The sequence below is a fragment of the Martinezella tropici genome (assembly GCF_008370325.1).
Lineage (GTDB): Bacteria > Pseudomonadota > Alphaproteobacteria > Rhizobiales > Rhizobiaceae > Rhizobium > Rhizobium tropici_B.
The window spans coordinates 104,823-122,178 of record NZ_VNIP01000006.1; the positions used below are offsets into that span (position 1 = coordinate 104,823).

Here is a 17,356-nt window from a genome sequence, read left to right on the forward strand (position 1 = left end):
AGGAAAGATCCATGTCCGACAGTCGCATCGCCATCCTCGTTCCGGGGAAGATACACCCGCGTGTTCTCGAAAGGCTCGAGAAACAGTTCGATATCGTTTCCGTCGAACGCGGTGGCGGTCCGAAGATCGATGCGGAGAGCGCGGCCCGCATCCGCGGCGTTGCTGTCGCAGGCGGGTTCGATGCCGCCTGGATCGATGCCTTTCCGAATGTCGAGATCGTCGCCAATTTCGGCGTCGGCTATGACGGGATCGACGTCAAGCATGCCGCCTCGAAGGGGATCGTCGTTACCAATACGCCCGACGTCCTGAACGACGAGGTCGCCGATACTGCGATCGCCCTGCTCTTGAACACGCTGCGGCAGTTTTCGAAGGCGGAGACCTGGCTGCGCGAGGGGCGTTGGGCGAAGGAAGGGGCGTTTCCGCTCTCGCCTTTTTCCATGAAAGGGCGCCGCGTCGGCATTTACGGGCTCGGTCGCATCGGGCTGGAGATCGCAAGAAGGCTGGAACCGTTCAAGGTGAAGATCGGCTATCACACCCGCTCGCCGCGCGACTCGTTGCCTTACGACTACTATCCGATCCTGAAGGAGATGGCGCAATCGGTGGATACACTGATCTCCATCGTGCCGAAGACGCCGGAAACGCACAAGGTGATCAATGCTGAGATCCTGTCGGCGCTTGGGCCGCAGGGCGTGTTCATCAATGTCGGACGCGGCTGGTCCGTCGATGACGACGCGCTGATAACAGCCCTCGGTAATGGAACGTTGGGTGCTGCCGGCCTCGACGTCTTCTATGACGAACCCAATGTCCCGGCCGGTTATCTCACGCTGCCGAATGTTTCGCTGCTGCCGCATGTGGCATCCGCCTCGGTGCCGACGCGCGATGCCATGGCCGATCTCGTCTCCGACAATATCATCGAATGGTTCGCAAAGGGCAGGCCTGTCGCGCCGGTGCCCGAAACGCCGGTCAAGCCGCGCGGCTGATCACAAGGCTTTCTGCTGATAGGGAGCGGCCTTGAGCCGCTCCTTGCCCGCCGCATAGTCGCGCACGGCATCGCCGAAGGCCATGAAGAGCTTGCGCGACGACGAATCCGTTTCCGCCCAATATTCCGGATGCCATTGTACGCCGACGGCAAAGGCCTTTGCACCGATGACGGAGACGGCCTCGATGGTGCCGTCCTCGGCCAGGGCCTCGACCTGCAATCTCGGCGCGGTATCGGCGATCGCCTGGCGATGCAGCGAATTGACGCGCACTTCACCCGGCCCGACGACACGGGCGATGCAGGAGCCTTCCTTGACGAAAACGCTCTGGCGGATCGCATACATCGTGTCGCGATCGACATCCTGAGGCTTGCGGTGGTCCCAGATGCCTGGCTGGTCCTGGATTTCGCTTGCGAGCGTGCCGCCGAGGGCGACGTTCAGCTCCTGAATGCCGCGGCAGATGGCGAGCATCGGAATGGCGCGGTCGATGGCGCGGCGGATGAGCGGCAACGATGTCGCGTCGCGCGCCGGATCGAAGGGGCCGTCGCTGTCAAGTGCTTCCTTTCCGTAGAGGGACGGGTGCACATTGGTGGCCGAACCGGAAACGAGCAGCCCGTCGACCCGGTCCAGGATGGCATCCGCATTATTGCCGTCTTCGGGGCCGTCTTCGAGCGCCGGCACGATCAGCGCCATCAATCCCGCAGCCTTCACGGCGGCATGGACATATTGCAGCTGCACCGCGTGCCAGCGCGTGCCGTCGAATTCGCGAATGTCGGCGGGGATGGCGATGATCGGTCTGGGCATTCAGGGCTCCGAAGGATGCGAAACGGTTGAGCATGATGCCGAAAAGTGTCAGGGGATTTCGGATGACATCATGCTCTGCTTTCTCGATTCTAGAGCGGATTCAGATTTTAGGTCGCACCGACCTAAATTCATCCGGCTCTAAGCGGCAAGACCTCTGGATGATCACGATGTCAATCCAAAGGCATGTTATCCACGTCATGAATTTACGCGAAGACGGCGCAGGCGGCAACGTGCGGCGGCTTCCATAAGGCTTTGTTTCCTTTCGTCATGCGGATGTACAGGAATCGCCATAATGCGGTGCAAGAGAGCTAGCTTGAAAGACTGGGTGCGGCGTGGTTAGTTCCATCGCTTGCGCCATGATGGGGGAACGAGCCGTTTCCCAGCAATGCCGTCCGTATGGGAGAATTCGATGGATCGCCGTTCCTTCATGAGGCGGGCAGGGACCGTTGGCGCAGGCGCTGCAGCCTCCGCGCTTGCGAGCCCGGCCCTGGCCCAGGAATCTCCGAAGGTCACCTGGAAAATGACGTCGTCGTTTCCGAAGAGCCTGGATACGATCTATGGCGGTGCGGAAGATATTGCCTCGCATGTTTCCGATGCGACGAACGGCAATTTCGTCATCCAGACTTACGAAGCCGGCGAAATCGTACCCGGCGCTCAGGCCGCCGATGCGGTCAGCGCCGGTAGCGTCGATGCGGCGCACACCTGCTCCTACTATTTCTGGAACAAGGACCCGACCTACGCCATCGGCACGGCGCTGCCGTTTGGCCTCAATGCCCGGCTGACCAATGCCTGGTTCTATCAGGGCAACGGCAACAAGCTGATGAACGAGTTCTACGCAACGCAGGGCATACTGGGCCTGCCTGCGGGGAACACCGGCGCGCAGATGGGCGGATGGTTTCGCAAGGAAATCAATACGCTCGACGATCTCAAGGGCTTGAAGATGCGCATCGCCGGCCTAGCCGGCAAGGTGATCGAAAAGATCGGCGTGGTGCCTCAGCAGGATATTCCGGCCAACGGGGTCTACGATGCGCTGAGCAAGGGCACGATCGATGCCGCCGAATGGGTCGGCCCTTATGACGACCTGAAACTCAGGCTGCAGCAGATCGCCAAATACTACTACTATCCCGGATGGTGGGAAGGCGGCGCGGTAGTGCACGCTTTCTTCAATCTGGAGAAATGGAATGCCTTGCCGAAAAATTACCAGACAATCCTCACGGATGCCTGTGCCTTCGCCAATACCAACATGCTGGCGAAATACGATGTGAAGAACCCCCAGGCGCTGAAGGATATCGTGCAGCAGGGCGTGACGCTGCGTCCGTTCAGCCAGGAGATCATGGAGGCGTGTTTCCAGGCAGCCGGCGCCCTCTATGCCGATCTTTCCAAATCCAACGCTTATTTCAAGCGTATCTATGAGGATCAGGTTTCCTATAAAAAAGATGCGTATCTTTGGATGCAGCTTTCGGAGTATACTTTCGATACTTTTATGATGATCCAGCAGCGGGCGGGCAAGTTGTAATCGTATTCTATAAGTCTTTAGTGATGTCTTGTTTTATGCATTAGTGACTTAAACGTTATATTCGAGGTAGAATGAGCCGGGAGCAATTGCACTAATACGATGCGGACCGTAGCCTAACTTCGATGTAAGTTACCGACACGATTGATAAATCTGTCCAGATGGGTGCTATTGGGCAATCAAATTTTAAAACGTTTCCACTAGGGTGTCCGCCGCATCAGGGGAAGTCTGAATGAAGCCTCCAAGCCCGGACACTGTGCCGACGGATGTTTATCTGTCGTTCGTCAGTTCGCTTTTCGGAAACCGTAAAACGCTGTTTACGGGAGTGTTCGTTCATATCCTCACCTATGTCATCGTTTTCCTAAGCACGCGCGCAAATATCTATCTCACGCTTTGCCTGGCTTTCGCTGCCGTGTTTGCCTTGCGAATGTATTCGTTCCGGCAATTCGATGCGGCGGACAAGCATAGTTTTACGCGGGCCGATATCGCCAGATGGGAAACGCGTTATGTGATCGGCGCCGCCGCGACGGCATCCATCCTCGGCATCGGCAGCGGCTATGCCATCCTGATCGTGCAGGATCCGCTGGCGGAATTCATCTGCATCGCCGTGACGATGGCGTCGATGGTGTCGATCGTCGGCCGCAACTACGGGTCCCAGAAGGCGATCGATCTGCAGACGCTCGCCTGCTGCCTGCCGATCATCATCGCCTGCCTGATGTCGCAGCAGCTTTACAAGGCGATCGTCTCCATCATGCTCGTCCCCTTCGGGCTGACGACGCGTGCGATGGCGAACGGTGTGCGCGAATTTCTCTACAAGAACGTCATCGCCTCGCGCGAGATATCCCTGATCGCCGACCGGTTCGATACCGCGCTCAACAATATGACGCATGGGCTCTTCATGCTGGATGCCCAGAACCGCATCCTCGTCGTCAACCGCAAGGCTTGCGAACTCCTGAATTTCGCGCATCCGGAGCAGCTCAAGGACTGCGAATTCGACGTCGTTCTGCGTTACGGCGCGCGCCACGCCTTCATCGACGGATCCTTGCCCGGGCTCATCCACCGGCAAATGGCGCAGCTCGTCAGCGGTACGCTTTCCCGCACGCTTATTCAGTTCAACGAGGATCAATTTCTGGAATTCTCGGCCAGCCGTCGCGCCGACGGCATCGTCATTCTGATCTTCGAAGACGTCACCGTGCGTATCCGGGCGGAGCGCAAGATCCTGCATATGGTGCGCTATGATCCCCTGACGGGGCTGCCGAACCGCGAATATTTCATCGAGCTGGTCAAGGAAAAGCTTGCAACGCGCATGCGGGACGGCCGGATCGGCATCCTGGTTCTCGATGTCGATGACTTCAAGCATGTCAATGATACAAAGGGACATCTGGCCGGCGATCGGCTTCTGGTTGCCATAGCCGAGCGCCTGAAGGAGCTCGCGGGTACGGCGGCGCTTGCGGCACGGCTGGTGGGCGATCAATTCGTCCTGTTCTTTCCGAACGAGGACAATGCTCCGGAGATCGATGGCCACATTCGCGCGCTGCACGCGGCGATGACTGGCATTTACAATGTCGACGGCAACAGCTTCCGCATTTCCTTCAGCGGCGGATATGTGACCATGCCGAGCCGGGAGTTCCGCTCGGAGGAATGGCAGGTCAAGGTCGATCTGGCGCTGTTCGACGCCAAGTCGCGCTTGAAAGGCGGATGCAGCGCCTTCGAAGAAGAGATGGATGCGCGCTACGTCGAGCGCCAGAAGCTGAAGGAAGACCTACGCGAAGCCGTCGAGGCGGGCAGGCTTCACGCCGTCTATCAGCCGATGTTTATGCCGGACGGCTCCCGCATCGTTTGTTGCGAGGCGCTGGCGCGCTGGGTCCATCCGGAAAAGGGCTCGATCCCGCCCAATATCTTCGTGCAGATCGCCGAGGAAATGGGCATCGTTGCCGGCATCACCCGCTTCATGGTCAACCAGGCCTGTCGGGATTGCGTTTCCTGGCCGGCGCCGCTTGCGGTCTCGGTCAACCTATCGGCGCAGGATCTGCGCAACGACGATATTGTCACCGTCGTCGTGGAGGCGCTCGAGGCGTCGGGATTGGAGCCGTCGCGGCTGCATCTCGAGATCACGGAAAGCTGCCTGATGGATGAGGTGGCAACCGTTCGCTCAATCCTTGCCGATCTGCGCGCCAAAGGCATTACGATCGCGATCGATGATTTCGGAACGGGCTTTTCCAGCCTCAGCTACCTGGATTCGCTGCCGGTGGATGTCGTCAAGATCGACCGGTCCTTCGTTCGTGACATCACGACGGACAGCCGCCGTTTCAAGCTGTTGTGCGGCATCGTCGATCTTTCCCGCGCGCTCAGCCTCCATATCGTGATCGAGGGTGTCGAGACGCTCGAACAACTGGCGCTCGTCGTTGAGAAGAACCTAGCCGATATCATCCAGGGTTATGTATTTTCCGCACCCGTGGCACGGGAACAGGTGGTTGAGATGATGGGTGGCCTCAGCCGCCGGCAGTCGGGCGTGCGCGCGGATCATGTCGCCTGACGCAAGGAGCCAACGCGTATCATTGCGCTGACGCTAAAATAATCCGGAAGCTGGCGATCGTATCACGCCACCATAATGACCCGGATCAATCGATCATCCTGCCGCAGGCTGTTTATGAGAATTGTAAGTTGAAGATCCGCGCTTGTTTTGTGCGGATCAGATAGACGGGCAAATCTGCTTATTTCCCATGTCGTAACAACGAAAACTTGGTTGCAGCGCGTGCCCGAGCTTATACCGGTATTTGTTAAAAAAATTAACCTTAATGGAATTAATAGTTAATAAAAATTAAATCAAATATTGATCAAACTGCGAGTTAATACCAATTATGTTCCGTTAACCATCATGGAACATTCATCATGACTCATATGAGTGCTTGGAAAGACAGCTTTGCCGGCAAGCTGATGGAGGTGCTCGATCACGTAGAATACCGCCGGATCGAAAGCAGCGAGGACATGGAGGGTGTCGCGCGGCTACGCTACAAGGCCTACAAGGCCCGCGACGTCTTGCCGGTGGCGGCCAAGAACTTGATCGACGACATCGATTTCGACGATCACGCCTATATTTTCGGGGTCTATTATGACGAAGAACTGGTGAGCACGGTGCGGATACACCATGTCACGCCGGATCACCGTGTATGTCAATCGACCGGTATTTTTCCCGAGGAAATTCACGCCTTCCTCGATGCCGGCATGACGTTGATCGACCCCGCACGCTTTGCCGTCGATCCCGATTTCGAGCTGGAGCTGCCGGCTTTGCCCTATCTGACGCTGCGGCCCGCGATCGTCGGCGCCGTCTACTTCAACACGGATCGCGTGATGCAGCACATCCGCCCGGCGCATGCCGCCTTCTACAAGCGCGTCTTCTATGCCGATACGATCGTGCCGCCGCGGATGACCAAGACCTATGGCTTCGAGCTGACGCTGCTGGCGTCACGCTCGAGGGAAATTCGGGGCAAGCTGATGCAGCGATATCCGTTCTTTGATTCAGAGCCCTATGAAAGACGCATGATGTTTTCCCGCAACGAGGACAACGGCTCGCCTCCGTTGACCATCCTGCCGACGGCGCGGCTGGCAAATGGCGGTCGCCGCGAAATTCGCGGGCAATTCGGCTAGCACTGGATGATTTTGGGTCGAATGGCCCAAAATCCGTATCCGCGCTGGAATCAGACAGCTGGAGCATGATGTCGTTCGAAATCGACTTTTCGGCATCCTGTTCCAGGCTGCGCGCCTGTGCGACCTTCTCGTGCATTGCATTTTTCCTCGCTTTGTGTAACCCCTCGATGGAGGAAATTCGGCTGCGGCATCTGCCATGCCTCAGCCTTTGAGGATTAGCTCCAGCCGCCGGCCCGCATGGCCGGTCGAAGAGGGAATTGAGGGGAGACTTCTGAATGGCCGAACATCATACCGGACCAGTCGAAACTGGCGCCGCCATGGACTACAAGGAACATCAGAAAACCTATAACGGGTTCCTGTTCGTGGCCAGGCTGGGATCGGCGATCGTCGCTGCTTTGCTGATTGCTATGGCGGCCGGTTTTTTCGGTCATGCCGGCTTGTTGGGCGGCTTCATCATTTTCGTCGTCCTCTCGTTCCTTGGCTTCCTATTGTCACGTTGACCCACGCCGGGCCGTCCGGCCCGCGCCTTTGCTGAAAATTATGACCTGATTTCGCAGGTGTTTGCCCTGCTGCGTCAAGCAGGGCTGCGGTTTCATGTGGGGTGGTGCTGTTGAGCAATCTGGTTTTCGTGGCCAAGGAAAGCGTGACGGAAGAGACGCGTGTTGCAGCCTCCGTCGAGACGGTGAAGAAGATGAGGGGGCTCGGCTTCGATATCGTGATCGAAGCCGGCGCGGGGGCTTCATCGCGTATTCCGGACGCGGAATACGAAGCTGCCGGCGCGCGGATCGGCTCCGTCAAGGATGCGAAGGCGGCGGATGTCATCCTCAAGGTCAGGCGCCCGACGACCAAGGAAATCGCCGGCTACAAGAGCGGCGCGATCGTTATCGCCATCATGGATCCCTATGGCAACGAGGCAGCACTTGCCGTGATGGCGCGCGCGGGGCTCACGAGCTTCGCCATGGAGTTGATGCCGCGCATCACCAGGGCTCAGTCGATGGACGTTCTGTCGTCGCAAGCCAATCTCGCCGGTTATCAAGCTGTCATCGAGGCTGCGGCCGTCTACGATCGCGCGCTTCCGATGATGATGACGGCTGCGGGCACGGTGCCGGCGGCAAAGGTATTCGTCATGGGTGCCGGCGTTGCCGGCCTGCAGGCGATCGCCACGGCGCGGCGTCTGGGTGCGCTGGTATCGGCGACCGACGTGCGGCCGGCGGCCAAGGAACAAGTGGCCTCGCTCGGCGCGAAATTCATCGCCGTCGAGGACGAGGAGTTCAAGGCGGCGGAGACCGCCGGCGGCTATGCCAAGGAAATGTCCGGGGAGTATCAGACCAAGCAGGCCGCGCTCGTTGCCGATCACATCGCCAAGCAGGATATCATCATCACGACGGCGCTGATCCCCGGCCGTCCTGCGCCGCGGCTCGTCAGTCGCAACATGCTGAAAGCGATGCGCCCGGGTGCGGTTGCCGTAGACCTCGCGGTCGAGCGTGGCGGCAATATCGAGGGCGCCGAATACGGCAAGGTCGCCGAAGTCGAAGGCGTTCGAGTGGTCGGCTATCCCAATATGGCAGGCCGGATCGCAGCCAGCGCTTCGGCCCTCTACGCCAAAAACCTTGTCACCTTCCTGGAAACGATGGTCGACAAGGATAGCAAGAGCCTCGGCCTCAACCGCCTCGACGAGCTGATCAAGGCGACGATGCTGACCGATGACGGCGAGGTCGTGCACCCGAGTTTCGTCGATCCCGACCAGCCGACCGTCAATAAGGGAGATCTCTGAGATGGCCAGCCAAGCAATGGACCAGGCACTCCAGCAACTGAATGATGCCGTTGCCGCTGTCACGACCGCCGCCGCACAGGCACCGCAGGTCGCCAGCGCCGCAACGGGCGGGACGATCGATCCCTTCGTCTTCCAGCTTGCGATCTTCGTGCTGGCAATCTTCGTCGGCTATTACGTCGTCTGGTCGGTAACGCCGGCCCTGCACACGCCGCTGATGGCGGTGACGAATGCCATTTCCTCGGTCATCGTCGTCGGTGCCTTGTTGGCCGTCGGCATTTCGGCGAGCGGTCTCGCCACCGGCTTCGGCTTCGTGGCGCTGGTGCTTGTCTCGGTCAATATCGTCGGCGGCTTCCTTGTCACCCAGCGCATGCTGGCGATGTACAAGAAGAAGGACAAGTGAGGGCGGCATGCTGAGCAATATCGCAGCTTTCCTCTATCTCGTTTCCGGTGTCCTGTTCGTCCTGGCACTGCGCGGGCTCTCCCATCCGGCAACCAGCCGGCGCGGCAATCTCTACGGCATGATCGGCATGGGCATTGCCATCGCCACCACGCTGGTGCTGGCGACGCCATCCTTCGGCGGCCTCGTGCTGATCATTCTCGGCCTTGCCATCGGTGGCGGGGCCGGCGCCTATATTGCCCGCGTCATTCCGATGACGTCGATGCCGCAGCTCGTTGCCGGTTTCCATTCGCTGGTCGGCCTTGCCGCCGTGCTCGTGGCTGCTTCGGCGCTTTATGCGCCGTCTTCCTTCGGCATCGGCGAAATCGGCCATATCCATACGGAAGCGCTCATAGAAATGGCGATCGGTGTGGCGATCGGTGCGCTGACCTTTACCGGCTCGATCATCGCCTTCCTGAAGCTTGACGGGCGCATGTCCGGCAAGCCGATCCTGCTTCCGAACCGACATATCATCAATGCTGCCCTACTTGTGCTGATCGTGTTCTTCATCATCAGCCTCGCGGCAAGCGAGAGCCATTTCGCCTTCTGGGCCGTCGTGCTGCTGTCGCTGGCGCTCGGCGTGCTGCTGATCGTGCCGATCGGCGGCGCCGACATGCCCGTCGTCGTGTCGATGCTGAATTCCTATTCCGGCTGGGCAGCCGCCGGCATCGGCTTCACGCTCGGTAACCTGGCGCTTATCATCACCGGCGCGCTTGTCGGTTCCTCAGGCGCGATCCTGTCCTACATCATGTGCAAGGGCATGAACCGCTCCTTCGTCTCGGTCATCCTCGGCGGCTTCGGCGGCGAGACGGCATCGGGTGGGGCCGATAATTCCGACAAGACCGTCAAGCTCGGTTCTGCCGAGGATGCCGCCTATTTGATGGCGAATGCCTCCAAGGTCATCATCGTGCCGGGCTATGGCATGGCTGTGGCACAGGCGCAGCATGCCCTGCGTGAGATGGCCGACAGGCTGAAGGCGCATGGCGTCGAGGTGAAATATGCCATCCATCCCGTTGCCGGTCGCATGCCCGGCCATATGAACGTGTTGCTCGCCGAAGCCAATGTGCCCTATGACGAGGTCTTCGAACTCGAGGATATCAATTCGGAATTCGCCCAGGCCGATGTCGCCTATGTCATCGGCGCGAACGACGTCACCAATCCGGCGGCGCGCGACGACAAGACCTCGCCGATCTATGGCATGCCGATCCTCGACGTCGACAAGGCCAAAACCTGCCTCTTCGTCAAGCGCTCGCTCGGCTCCGGCTATGCCGGCATCGACAATACGCTGTTCTACAAGGACGGCACGATGATGCTGCTCGGCGATGCGAAGAAGGTGACCGAGGAAATCGTCAAGGCGATGAACGAGTAGGTTTTGGAAAAACGGCATATGTGAAACCAATGCTCGCGGACGCTGCTTCAGCTCCGTTCGCGTTCCATCGTGCTGCGCAGGGCGGTCAATCTCCAGACGAGGCCGGTTGGGCGGAAATCGACCTCGACGCTGCCGCTGAAGGACGCAGCGGCGTGCGTTTTCGTCACGGTGGTGCCGAAGCCGGTTTCCTTTGGCGGCTTGACCGGGGGGCCATCGTTTTCCGTCCACACGAAGCGGATCATCGGCCCGTTTTCACCGGCCTCCGTCGTCCATTCGATGGTGATCTTGCCTTCGGGAGCCGAAAGCGCCCCATATTTCACTGAATTGGTCGCGAGCTCATGCAGGACGAGGCCGAGGTTCTGCACGGCCTCCGGCTTCAGCAGGAAATCGTTGCCGAGAACATCGAGCTGCTGCGGTCCCTGCAGGAAGGTCGCAAGGTGGATGTCGATCACGCGGCGCAACGAAACGCCGGACCATTGTTCGCTGGTCAAGACCTCGATCGAACGCGCCAACCCTTCCAGCCGGTCGGCGACGGCGCGCTGGAAGCTGTCGACGCTATCGGTCTGGCGCGCGAGCTGCCGCGTCATCGCCTGGGCGAGCGCCAGCAGATTCTTGGTACGATGGACGAGTTCGTGCATGACGAAATGCAACCGATCTTCCGTGACGCTACGGTCGAAGGACGCGTTGGAAAGCGCCACAGCCACCTGGTTCGCCTCGACGACACTGGTGTCGATCGGCGATACGATCTCGCCCCGGCCCATGCGGTCGGCCATGTCGGCAATGCTTTGAATGGTGATGCGCACCTGCCGCGCCAGGGCATAGACGGCGATCAGGGCGATCAACAGCAGGGTCACGCCGCCATAGATCAGAAAGCGCCAGGTGCTCATCAGTGACGCCTGCGCCGATGCGATCGGCCCCCAGACGACGGCCTTCCAGGACCAGCCGGAAATTTGCGCATAGCCGAGCACCGCATTCGGCAGGATCTTGTCATCCTGGTAAACGCCGCTGGATGCGATCAGCTTCGGCAGGATGTCCTTTTTGAATGCGTCGCCCGGCGCGAGGGTCGTCGGGCCGCCGGCGGCGACGACGTGGCCGGACTTGTCCAACACGGCAGCCGACCAGCCGGGTGGCAGGGCTTCCGTGGTCACGAGCTTGGCGAGTTCGTCCGCATCCTGGGTTACCGCCAAGGCAGCTCCGGCGGGGGAATGTTCGAGCGGCAGGGTGACGTTATAGACCCAGCGGCGGGCATTCGTACCGATGAAAACATCGGACGCCTCGATTCGTCCGGAGGTCAGCGCCGATTGCAGCGCCGCCATATTGCCGGTCTTGCCGAGCGGCTTACCGAGCGGCCAGCGGGTATTCAGCCTCAGCTCGCCATCCTTTTCCATGAGCAGGACGAAAAGAGAGTCGGTGCGCAGAACCGTTTCCGTCCGGGCAAAGAAAGTGGCGATATCGTTGCGCTCGAGTTCGGGCGAAGAGGACAGCAGCCGCAACGTTGTCGCCATGTCCTGCAGCTGGCGGTCGATGACGCGTGCCAGAGCCTGGGCGTCCTGAACCGTATCGCCTTTCAGCGCATCGCGTTCATTGTTTTCCAGCTGAACGAGGAGGAGAGCGACGAAGGCCAGGATAGGCAAGGCAATCGCCAGGGCTATGGCGATCAGATAGGCGCCAATCGACGCTTTCGGGAAATACGGCTTCCTCATAGGCCGATCAACCGATCGTGCCCCCGAGACAATCCAAAGCGCTGGCAAACGCGAAAAGAATGGTTTTGGTCATCATGCCAAGCGCCCCCGTGCCCCAGTCCCGAGCTACATGCTCTCGAAGTCTCCATGTTAGGGCTCGGTAAATTGCCTTGCAACATCTGAAAAGTCATTGCTTTGAAATCATAAGCGATCCCGGGTATTTACGGCTGTGGCAATGCATCCCCTGAGTTGCGTTGCCCCCTGCCTTTTGAGGGTTAAGCAAAGCGTGAAAGGCAGAGAGGAGCGAGTTGATCGTCGTCCGTGCCATCGACGATTGCCTCGGCCGCAAGCAGGCCGACCAGTGGCGCCAGCGTGACGCCCGAATGCAGCACTGCGAGATAGAGGCCGGCTACGCGATCGACGCCGCCCAGAATGGGCAGGCCATCCTTGGGTGTCGGACGATAGCCGATAGTATGGAAATCGAGCTCCAGCGCCTCGCCGCCTTTCAAGGTTGCCCGGACCTTGGCGAAAAGTTCGCGAGCAGCCGCCTGTGGATTATCACCGGGATCGGTACCGCCGAAGTCGCCACCGGCAATGATCCGCCCTTCCGCCGTCTGGCGCAGATGCAGTTCCGGCGCCATCACCAGGCCGTTCAGCAACTTCTGCGCGGGGCGGGAATGAACGATCAGCCCCGGCGGCGTTTCCAGCGGCACGTGGATATCGGCCGATGCCGCAAGCGGTGCGGTGCCCGCGCCGGCGGCAAGAACGATATGGTCGGCGCGCATCTCACCTTCGCTCGTTTCGATGCCGATGATTCGCTCGCCCTGTTTCAGCAGGCGATTGACTTCGACGCCGAACAAAAGGATCGCGCCATGCCGTGCGGCATCTTTCAAGAGCTGCTCTGCCGCGGCGACGGGTTCGACGGCGCCTTCTTCGGCGACGTGCAGCGCATAGTCCGGCGGATTGATAAGATTCGGTTCGATCATCGCGCTGGTGGCTCGATTGACCGGCTGTATGCCATAGCCCCAGCCGTGATGCTGGGCCGCATAGGCATCCAGTTCTGTCTCCGGGAGATCCCAGCATAGGCCGCCGCACCAGGATAGCGGCAGACCCGGAAGCTCGGCTGCAAGCCTAGACCATTCGCGCATCGAGCGGCGGCGGAAATGGAAGTAGAATTCCGGATTGCCCCAGCTCGCATTGATCCAGGCGAAGGAATTCGGTGTCGCCACGCCGCCGGTCTGCTCCGCGACCACGGTGACGGACGCGCCCTTGCGCTGGAGATGCCAGGCAATGGACGCACCGATGATACCGGCGCCGATGACTATGATCTTCTGGGGGGAGGGCATGTCTCTGTCTCGTTCGGATGGAATGGACCGAGACTAGGCGTTCGCCGAGGCAAAGAAAAGCCGCCGGGCGAAGGATCGCCGGCGGCTGGATGTCTTATCGCTATGCGATCTTCGTATCAGGCGCCGGCGCCGACACGCGCCAGGCCGTCCTTGGCCGGCTGGTAGTTCGGATCGAGATTGACCGCGTGCTGATAGGAGCGGCGTGCTTTCGCCTTGTCGCCCTTGCGCTCGTAGACGAAGGCCTGGTTCGCCCAGGATTCGGCAACCTTGTTGTTGAGCTCGATGGCATGGTTGAAATCGGCGAAGGCGTTGTCGTCGTCGTTCTGCGCGAGATAGGAGATGCCGCGGCTGTTGTATGGCTCCGGCGAGTTCGGCGACAGCGAGATCGCCTTGGAGAAATCGTCGATCGCCTTGTCCTGCTGATTGCGCTTCTGGAAGATCACGCCGCGGCCATTATAGGCGCGGCCGTCCGTGGTGCCGAGGCTGATGGCCTTCGAATAGTCGTTGAAGGCGTCGTTGTCGCGGCCGGCCTGGCGGTAGAGGTTACCCCGGCCGATATAGGCGACGTCGTAATTGGAGTTGATCTGCAGCGCGGCATTATAGTCCGCGATCGCTTCCGGCAGCTTGCCCATGTTGCGATAGATGAGCGCGCGGTTGGCGTAGGCCTGGTAGAACTTCGGATTGAGCTGGATCGCCTGATTGAAGTCGCCGAGGGCCCGGTTGAAATCGCCGCCGCGGCCATAGGCCGTGCCGCGAACATTGTAACCTTCAGGATCCTGCGGATTGGAATTGATGACCGAAGTCAGCGACGCGATATTTCCCGAGGAGCCTTGCGCCTTGTCGATCTGGATCACGTTATCGGTGGAGGCGGTCTGGCAGCCGGAAAGGCTGATTGCGGCAAGCATCGCCAAAGCAGGCAGCACCGCGGCGCGCTTCGAAACGAGTAAGGAGAGGTTCGAAGTGCGGAACTTTACGGAAGTCGTCATTGCCATTATCGGGTCGCTTTCCCCATGCGTCATATCAGGCTGTTCTGATTTAATCCGATTTGCCCAGAGAATAAATCAAAAAGGCGGCGGCGAACGACTCGCCCCCGCCACACATGCATCTGAAAACGTCGAAAAAACGGCGATTACTTGGCAACCAGGCCTTCGCGCTGAGCGCGCTTACGAGCAAGCTTGCGAACGCGACGAACAGCTTCAGCCTTCTCGCGAGCACGCTTCTGCGACGGCTTTTCGTAATAGTCGCGCATCTTCATTTCGCGGAAAATACCTTCGCGCTGCATCTTCTTCTTGAGAGCGCGGAGAGCCTGGTCGACATTGTTATCGCGGACAAGTACCTGCACGAGAATCACGTTCCTTTGGTTTGGTTGATGCCGGCGGCGACTGCAGCGCCAGGAGGCAAAAATATAACGTTCGCGCAGCCGCAGCCTTGCGATTGGTTAGGCGAGATAGCAGATCGGTTTGTCAAAGTCTAGCCAGATCGTGAGTTTGCAGAGGAAAAAGCGGTTTGTCGAGGGGAGAGTCGAGCCGGCGCTGCCTATGTCGGTGCATCGAAGCTATTGAATTTGGGATTAACCGCCCCGGTCTTTGCGGCATTGACATGCTCATGTGAGTATTTGGGATCACAGTCGTTCATGCGTTATGGCAGGTGCGGGATTTAGGCAATTGCCGGAAGCCAAGGAGAATCGCTTTATGAAATCGCTCGATTTTGCTGTCGTTGGAAGATTGCTTGCAGCGCCAATGCTTGTCCTCGTCATTCTCGCCGCAGCGCTTGCGCCTGCCGTGGCCGGCGAAGTGCGGCTCGGCAAGAATGTCCGCATCGGCGGCCACGACTTTTCCAATCAGACCTTCGACAGCAAGCATCGTGCGAGGATCTATCTTTACAATGGGAAGCCGCGGAAAGAGGGATGTGTCTGGCGCAAGGATGGTCATGGCGGTCGAGTGAAGGTCTGCCATCTACAGCGGAAATAGAATCGTTAAGAAGTCATAAGCAGGGCAGCCGGGAACGCGGCAATTTTAGCCGTGTCGAAAGACGGTCCCTAATGCGTCGCAAAAGAGCCGTTGTGTCGGTTTTCGATTTGCGATTTGTATGACCCACAAGAAGGGCGTCTTGCCTGAAGGAGTTGAGGGCGAATGCGTAAATACTCGGTTTTTGCCGTGGCACGGGAAGCGATGCGGGCTCACAAGGGCTGGGAGGCTCAATGGACCTCGCCGGAGCCGCGCAAGGAGTATGATGTCATCATCGTCGGCGCCGGCGGTCATGGCCTGGGTGCCGCCTACTATCTCGCCAAGGAGCACGGCATCACCAATGTCGCCGTCATCGAGAAGGGCTGGCTCGGCGGCGGCAATACCGGCCGCAACACGACGATCATCCGCTCGAACTATCTCTATGAAGAGAGCATGCACATTTACGAGCATTCGATGAAGCTCTGGGAGGGGCTATCTCAGGATCTCAATTATAACGTCATGTATTCGCCGCGCGGCGTGATGATGCTGTCGCACAATGTGCACGATCAGCAGTCCTTCAAGCGGCATATCCACGCCAACCGTCTCTATGGCATCGACAATGAATGGCTGACGCCGGAGCAGGCCAAGGCTTACTGTCCGCCGCTCGATATTTCGAAGACGGCGCGCTATCCGATCAACGGCGCCGCCCTGCAGCGTCGCGGCGGCACGGCGCGGCACGATGCGGTTGCCTGGGGCTTTGCTCGCGCCGCTTCCGATCGCGGCGTGCATATCATCCAGAATTGCGAAGTGACCGGCATTCGCCGCGGTCCGGACGGCCGCGTCACCGGTGTCGATACCAGCAAGGGCTTCATCGGCGCCAAGAAGATCGGCGTTTCCGCGGCAGGACACACGACCGTCGTCATGCAGATGGCCGGCGTGCGCGTGCCGCTGCAGTCTAGCCCGTTGCAGGCGTTGGTCTCCGAACCGCTGAAGCCGATCTTCCCTTGCGTCGTCATGTCGAACACGGTGCATGCCTATATCTCGCAGTCCGACAAGGGCGAGCTCGTCATCGGCGCCGGCACGGACCAGTATAATTCCTACAGCCAGACCGGCGGCTTGCAGATCATCACCCATACGCTGGATGCGATCTGCGAGCTCTTCCCGATGTTCCGCCGCGTCAAGATGATGCGCTCCTGGGGCGGTATCGTCGACAATACGCCGGATCGTTCTGCGATCCAGTCGAAGACACCGGTGCCGGGGCTCTACGTCAATTGCGGCTGGGGCACGGGCGGTTTCAAGGCGACGCCGGGTTCGGCCAATCTCTTTGCCCATCTCATCGCACGCGACGAGCCGCACAAATTCAATGCCGGGCTGAATTTGGATCGCTTCCGCACTGGCCGCCTGATCGATGAGGCGGCAGCGGCCGCCGTGGCGCACTGATGCCGGCGGCGGTCGGGATCGTTCTTGCGGTGGGGCTTTCCTTGCCGGCCGGAACGATCGTGACCGCAGTCAACGATCTCGTTCCAGGGGCCAAGGATTTTCGCATGCAGGTGATCCACAAGGCAAAGGATGAGGCCGAATGGCCCTTCGTGGCCGAAAGCGGCGTGCTTGCCTGCGCCAAGGTGCTGAACAAGCCGGCCGTTTATTTCCTGCCGGAGCAGAAGCCCGAGGCAACGCGCGCTTTCGTGCTCGATACCGATCTGCTCGGCATGAGCCTGGTCAATATGGGGATGACCGACGTGCTGAAACCCTATGGATCGCTGGAAGCGCTGCTGAAGCGCATAACACCTTTCGTCATCATGGGACGGCGGCTTTGCGCTCAGCCTCCCGGCACAAGCCTTACGGGCTCCGAGCTTTAACA

The 17,356-nt window shown here is 59.6% G+C and carries 16 protein-coding genes; 11 read left to right on the top strand and 5 right to left on the bottom strand.

Annotated features, from left to right (window positions below; genetic code table 11):
- Positions 1-11 precede the first annotated feature (11 nt).
- The gene (locus FP026_RS08935) at positions 12-980 is read left to right on the top strand and encodes a 2-hydroxyacid dehydrogenase (protein ID WP_149634280.1); all 969 of its coding nucleotides are present in this window, start codon (positions 12-14) and stop codon (positions 978-980) included.
- Here FP026_RS08935 and FP026_RS08940 read toward each other — a convergent pair whose 3' ends face one another.
- Positions 981-1,781, bottom strand: coding sequence for a gamma-glutamyl-gamma-aminobutyrate hydrolase family protein (locus tag FP026_RS08940; protein WP_149634281.1), 801 nt, complete (start codon positions 1,779-1,781; stop codon positions 981-983). It abuts the gene before it with no gap.
- A 409-nt stretch (positions 1,782-2,190) separates the two neighbouring features.
- Here FP026_RS08940 and FP026_RS08945 point away from each other — a divergent pair, with 409 nt between their 5' ends.
- From FP026_RS08945 to FP026_RS08975, 7 genes are all read left to right on the top strand, one after another.
- Positions 2,191-3,297: a TRAP transporter substrate-binding protein gene (locus FP026_RS08945; protein WP_149634282.1), complete on the top strand. Its 1,107-nt coding sequence runs from the start codon at positions 2,191-2,193 to the stop codon at positions 3,295-3,297.
- A 229-nt stretch (positions 3,298-3,526) separates the two neighbouring features.
- Entirely contained in the window at positions 3,527-5,830 is a 2,304-nt protein-coding gene (locus FP026_RS08950) for a putative bifunctional diguanylate cyclase/phosphodiesterase (RefSeq protein WP_149634283.1), read from the top strand.
- 356 nt (positions 5,831-6,186) lie between these two features.
- Entirely contained in the window at positions 6,187-6,942 is a 756-nt protein-coding gene (locus FP026_RS08955; protein ID WP_149634284.1) for an N-acyl amino acid synthase FeeM domain-containing protein, read from the top strand.
- Between the two features lie 275 nt (positions 6,943-7,217).
- Complete coding sequence (locus FP026_RS08960) at positions 7,218-7,442, top strand: aa3-type cytochrome c oxidase subunit IV (RefSeq protein ID WP_149634285.1); 225 nt, start codon at positions 7,218-7,220, stop codon at positions 7,440-7,442.
- Positions 7,443-7,552: 110 nt separating this feature from the next.
- Complete coding sequence (locus tag FP026_RS08965) at positions 7,553-8,716, top strand: Re/Si-specific NAD(P)(+) transhydrogenase subunit alpha (protein ID WP_149634286.1); 1,164 nt, start codon at positions 7,553-7,555, stop codon at positions 8,714-8,716.
- A gap of 1 nt (position 8,717) precedes the next feature.
- A complete protein-coding gene (locus FP026_RS08970) occupies positions 8,718-9,116 on the top strand; it encodes an NAD(P) transhydrogenase subunit alpha (protein ID WP_149634287.1) in 399 nt (132 codons plus the stop codon).
- 10 nt (positions 9,117-9,126) lie between these two features.
- Entirely contained in the window at positions 9,127-10,521 is a 1,395-nt protein-coding gene (locus FP026_RS08975) for an NAD(P)(+) transhydrogenase (Re/Si-specific) subunit beta (protein WP_149634947.1), read from the top strand.
- Between the two features lie 47 nt (positions 10,522-10,568).
- Here the strand turns inward: FP026_RS08975 and FP026_RS08980 are convergent, their stop codons facing one another.
- The 4 genes from FP026_RS08980 to rpsU all read right to left on the bottom strand — a co-directional run bounded on the left by FP026_RS08980 (position 10,569) and on the right by rpsU (position 14,891).
- Positions 10,569-12,224, bottom strand: a complete 1,656-nt coding sequence (locus FP026_RS08980) for a sensor histidine kinase (protein ID WP_149634288.1) — start codon at positions 12,222-12,224, stop codon at positions 10,569-10,571.
- Positions 12,225-12,478: 254 nt separating this feature from the next.
- Positions 12,479-13,549 (bottom strand): NAD(P)/FAD-dependent oxidoreductase, encoded by a 1,071-nt coding sequence (locus tag FP026_RS08985; protein WP_149634289.1) that lies wholly within the window; start codon positions 13,547-13,549, stop codon positions 12,479-12,481.
- Between the two features lie 116 nt (positions 13,550-13,665).
- Positions 13,666-14,541 (bottom strand): tetratricopeptide repeat protein, encoded by an 876-nt coding sequence (locus tag FP026_RS08990; protein WP_149634290.1) that lies wholly within the window; start codon positions 14,539-14,541, stop codon positions 13,666-13,668.
- 137 nt (positions 14,542-14,678) lie between these two features.
- Complete coding sequence (gene rpsU, locus FP026_RS08995; protein ID WP_004117638.1) at positions 14,679-14,891, bottom strand: 30S ribosomal protein S21; 213 nt, start codon at positions 14,889-14,891, stop codon at positions 14,679-14,681.
- Positions 14,892-15,240: 349 nt separating this feature from the next.
- On the opposite strand from rpsU, the gene FP026_RS09000 reads away from it, so the two are divergent.
- The 3 genes from FP026_RS09000 (at position 15,241) to FP026_RS09010 (ending at position 17,354) form a co-directional block, all read left to right on the top strand.
- On the top strand, positions 15,241-15,519 hold the full coding sequence (locus FP026_RS09000; RefSeq protein WP_149634291.1) for a hypothetical protein: 279 nt from the start codon (positions 15,241-15,243) through the stop codon (positions 15,517-15,519).
- Between the two features lie 162 nt (positions 15,520-15,681).
- Positions 15,682-16,935 carry a sarcosine oxidase subunit beta family protein gene (locus FP026_RS09005; RefSeq protein WP_149634292.1) on the top strand — a complete coding sequence of 418 codons (1,254 nt, stop codon included), beginning with the start codon at positions 15,682-15,684 and terminating at the stop codon, positions 16,933-16,935.
- Positions 16,932-17,354, top strand: a complete 423-nt coding sequence (locus FP026_RS09010) for a hypothetical protein (RefSeq protein WP_432444112.1) — start codon at positions 16,932-16,934, stop codon at positions 17,352-17,354. The genes FP026_RS09005 and FP026_RS09010 overlap by 4 nt, the downstream gene beginning before the upstream one ends.
- Positions 17,355-17,356: the final 2 nt, after the last annotated feature.

Coding starts and splice junctions, on each gene's coding strand:
- FP026_RS08935 (WP_149634280.1), top strand. CDS start 12: ATGTCCGACAGTCGCATCGCCATCCTCGTTCCGGGGAAGATACACCCG.
- FP026_RS08960 (WP_149634285.1), top strand. CDS start 7,218: ATGGCCGAACATCATACCGGACCAGTCGAAACTGGCGCCGCCATGGAC.
- FP026_RS08945 (WP_149634282.1), top strand. CDS start 2,191: ATGGATCGCCGTTCCTTCATGAGGCGGGCAGGGACCGTTGGCGCAGGC.
- FP026_RS08955 (WP_149634284.1), top strand. CDS start 6,187: ATGACTCATATGAGTGCTTGGAAAGACAGCTTTGCCGGCAAGCTGATG.
- FP026_RS09005 (WP_149634292.1), top strand. CDS start 15,682: ATGCGTAAATACTCGGTTTTTGCCGTGGCACGGGAAGCGATGCGGGCT.
- FP026_RS08990 (WP_149634290.1), bottom strand. CDS start 14,541: ATGGCAATGACGACTTCCGTAAAGTTCCGCACTTCGAACCTCTCCTTA.
- FP026_RS08980 (WP_149634288.1), bottom strand. CDS start 12,224: ATGAGGAAGCCGTATTTCCCGAAAGCGTCGATTGGCGCCTATCTGATC.
- FP026_RS08940 (WP_149634281.1), bottom strand. CDS start 1,781: ATGCCCAGACCGATCATCGCCATCCCCGCCGACATTCGCGAATTCGAC.
- FP026_RS08950 (WP_149634283.1), top strand. CDS start 3,527: ATGAAGCCTCCAAGCCCGGACACTGTGCCGACGGATGTTTATCTGTCG.
- FP026_RS08970 (WP_149634287.1), top strand. CDS start 8,718: ATGGCCAGCCAAGCAATGGACCAGGCACTCCAGCAACTGAATGATGCC.
- FP026_RS09000 (WP_149634291.1), top strand. CDS start 15,241: ATGAAATCGCTCGATTTTGCTGTCGTTGGAAGATTGCTTGCAGCGCCA.
- FP026_RS08985 (WP_149634289.1), bottom strand. CDS start 13,549: ATGCCCTCCCCCCAGAAGATCATAGTCATCGGCGCCGGTATCATCGGT.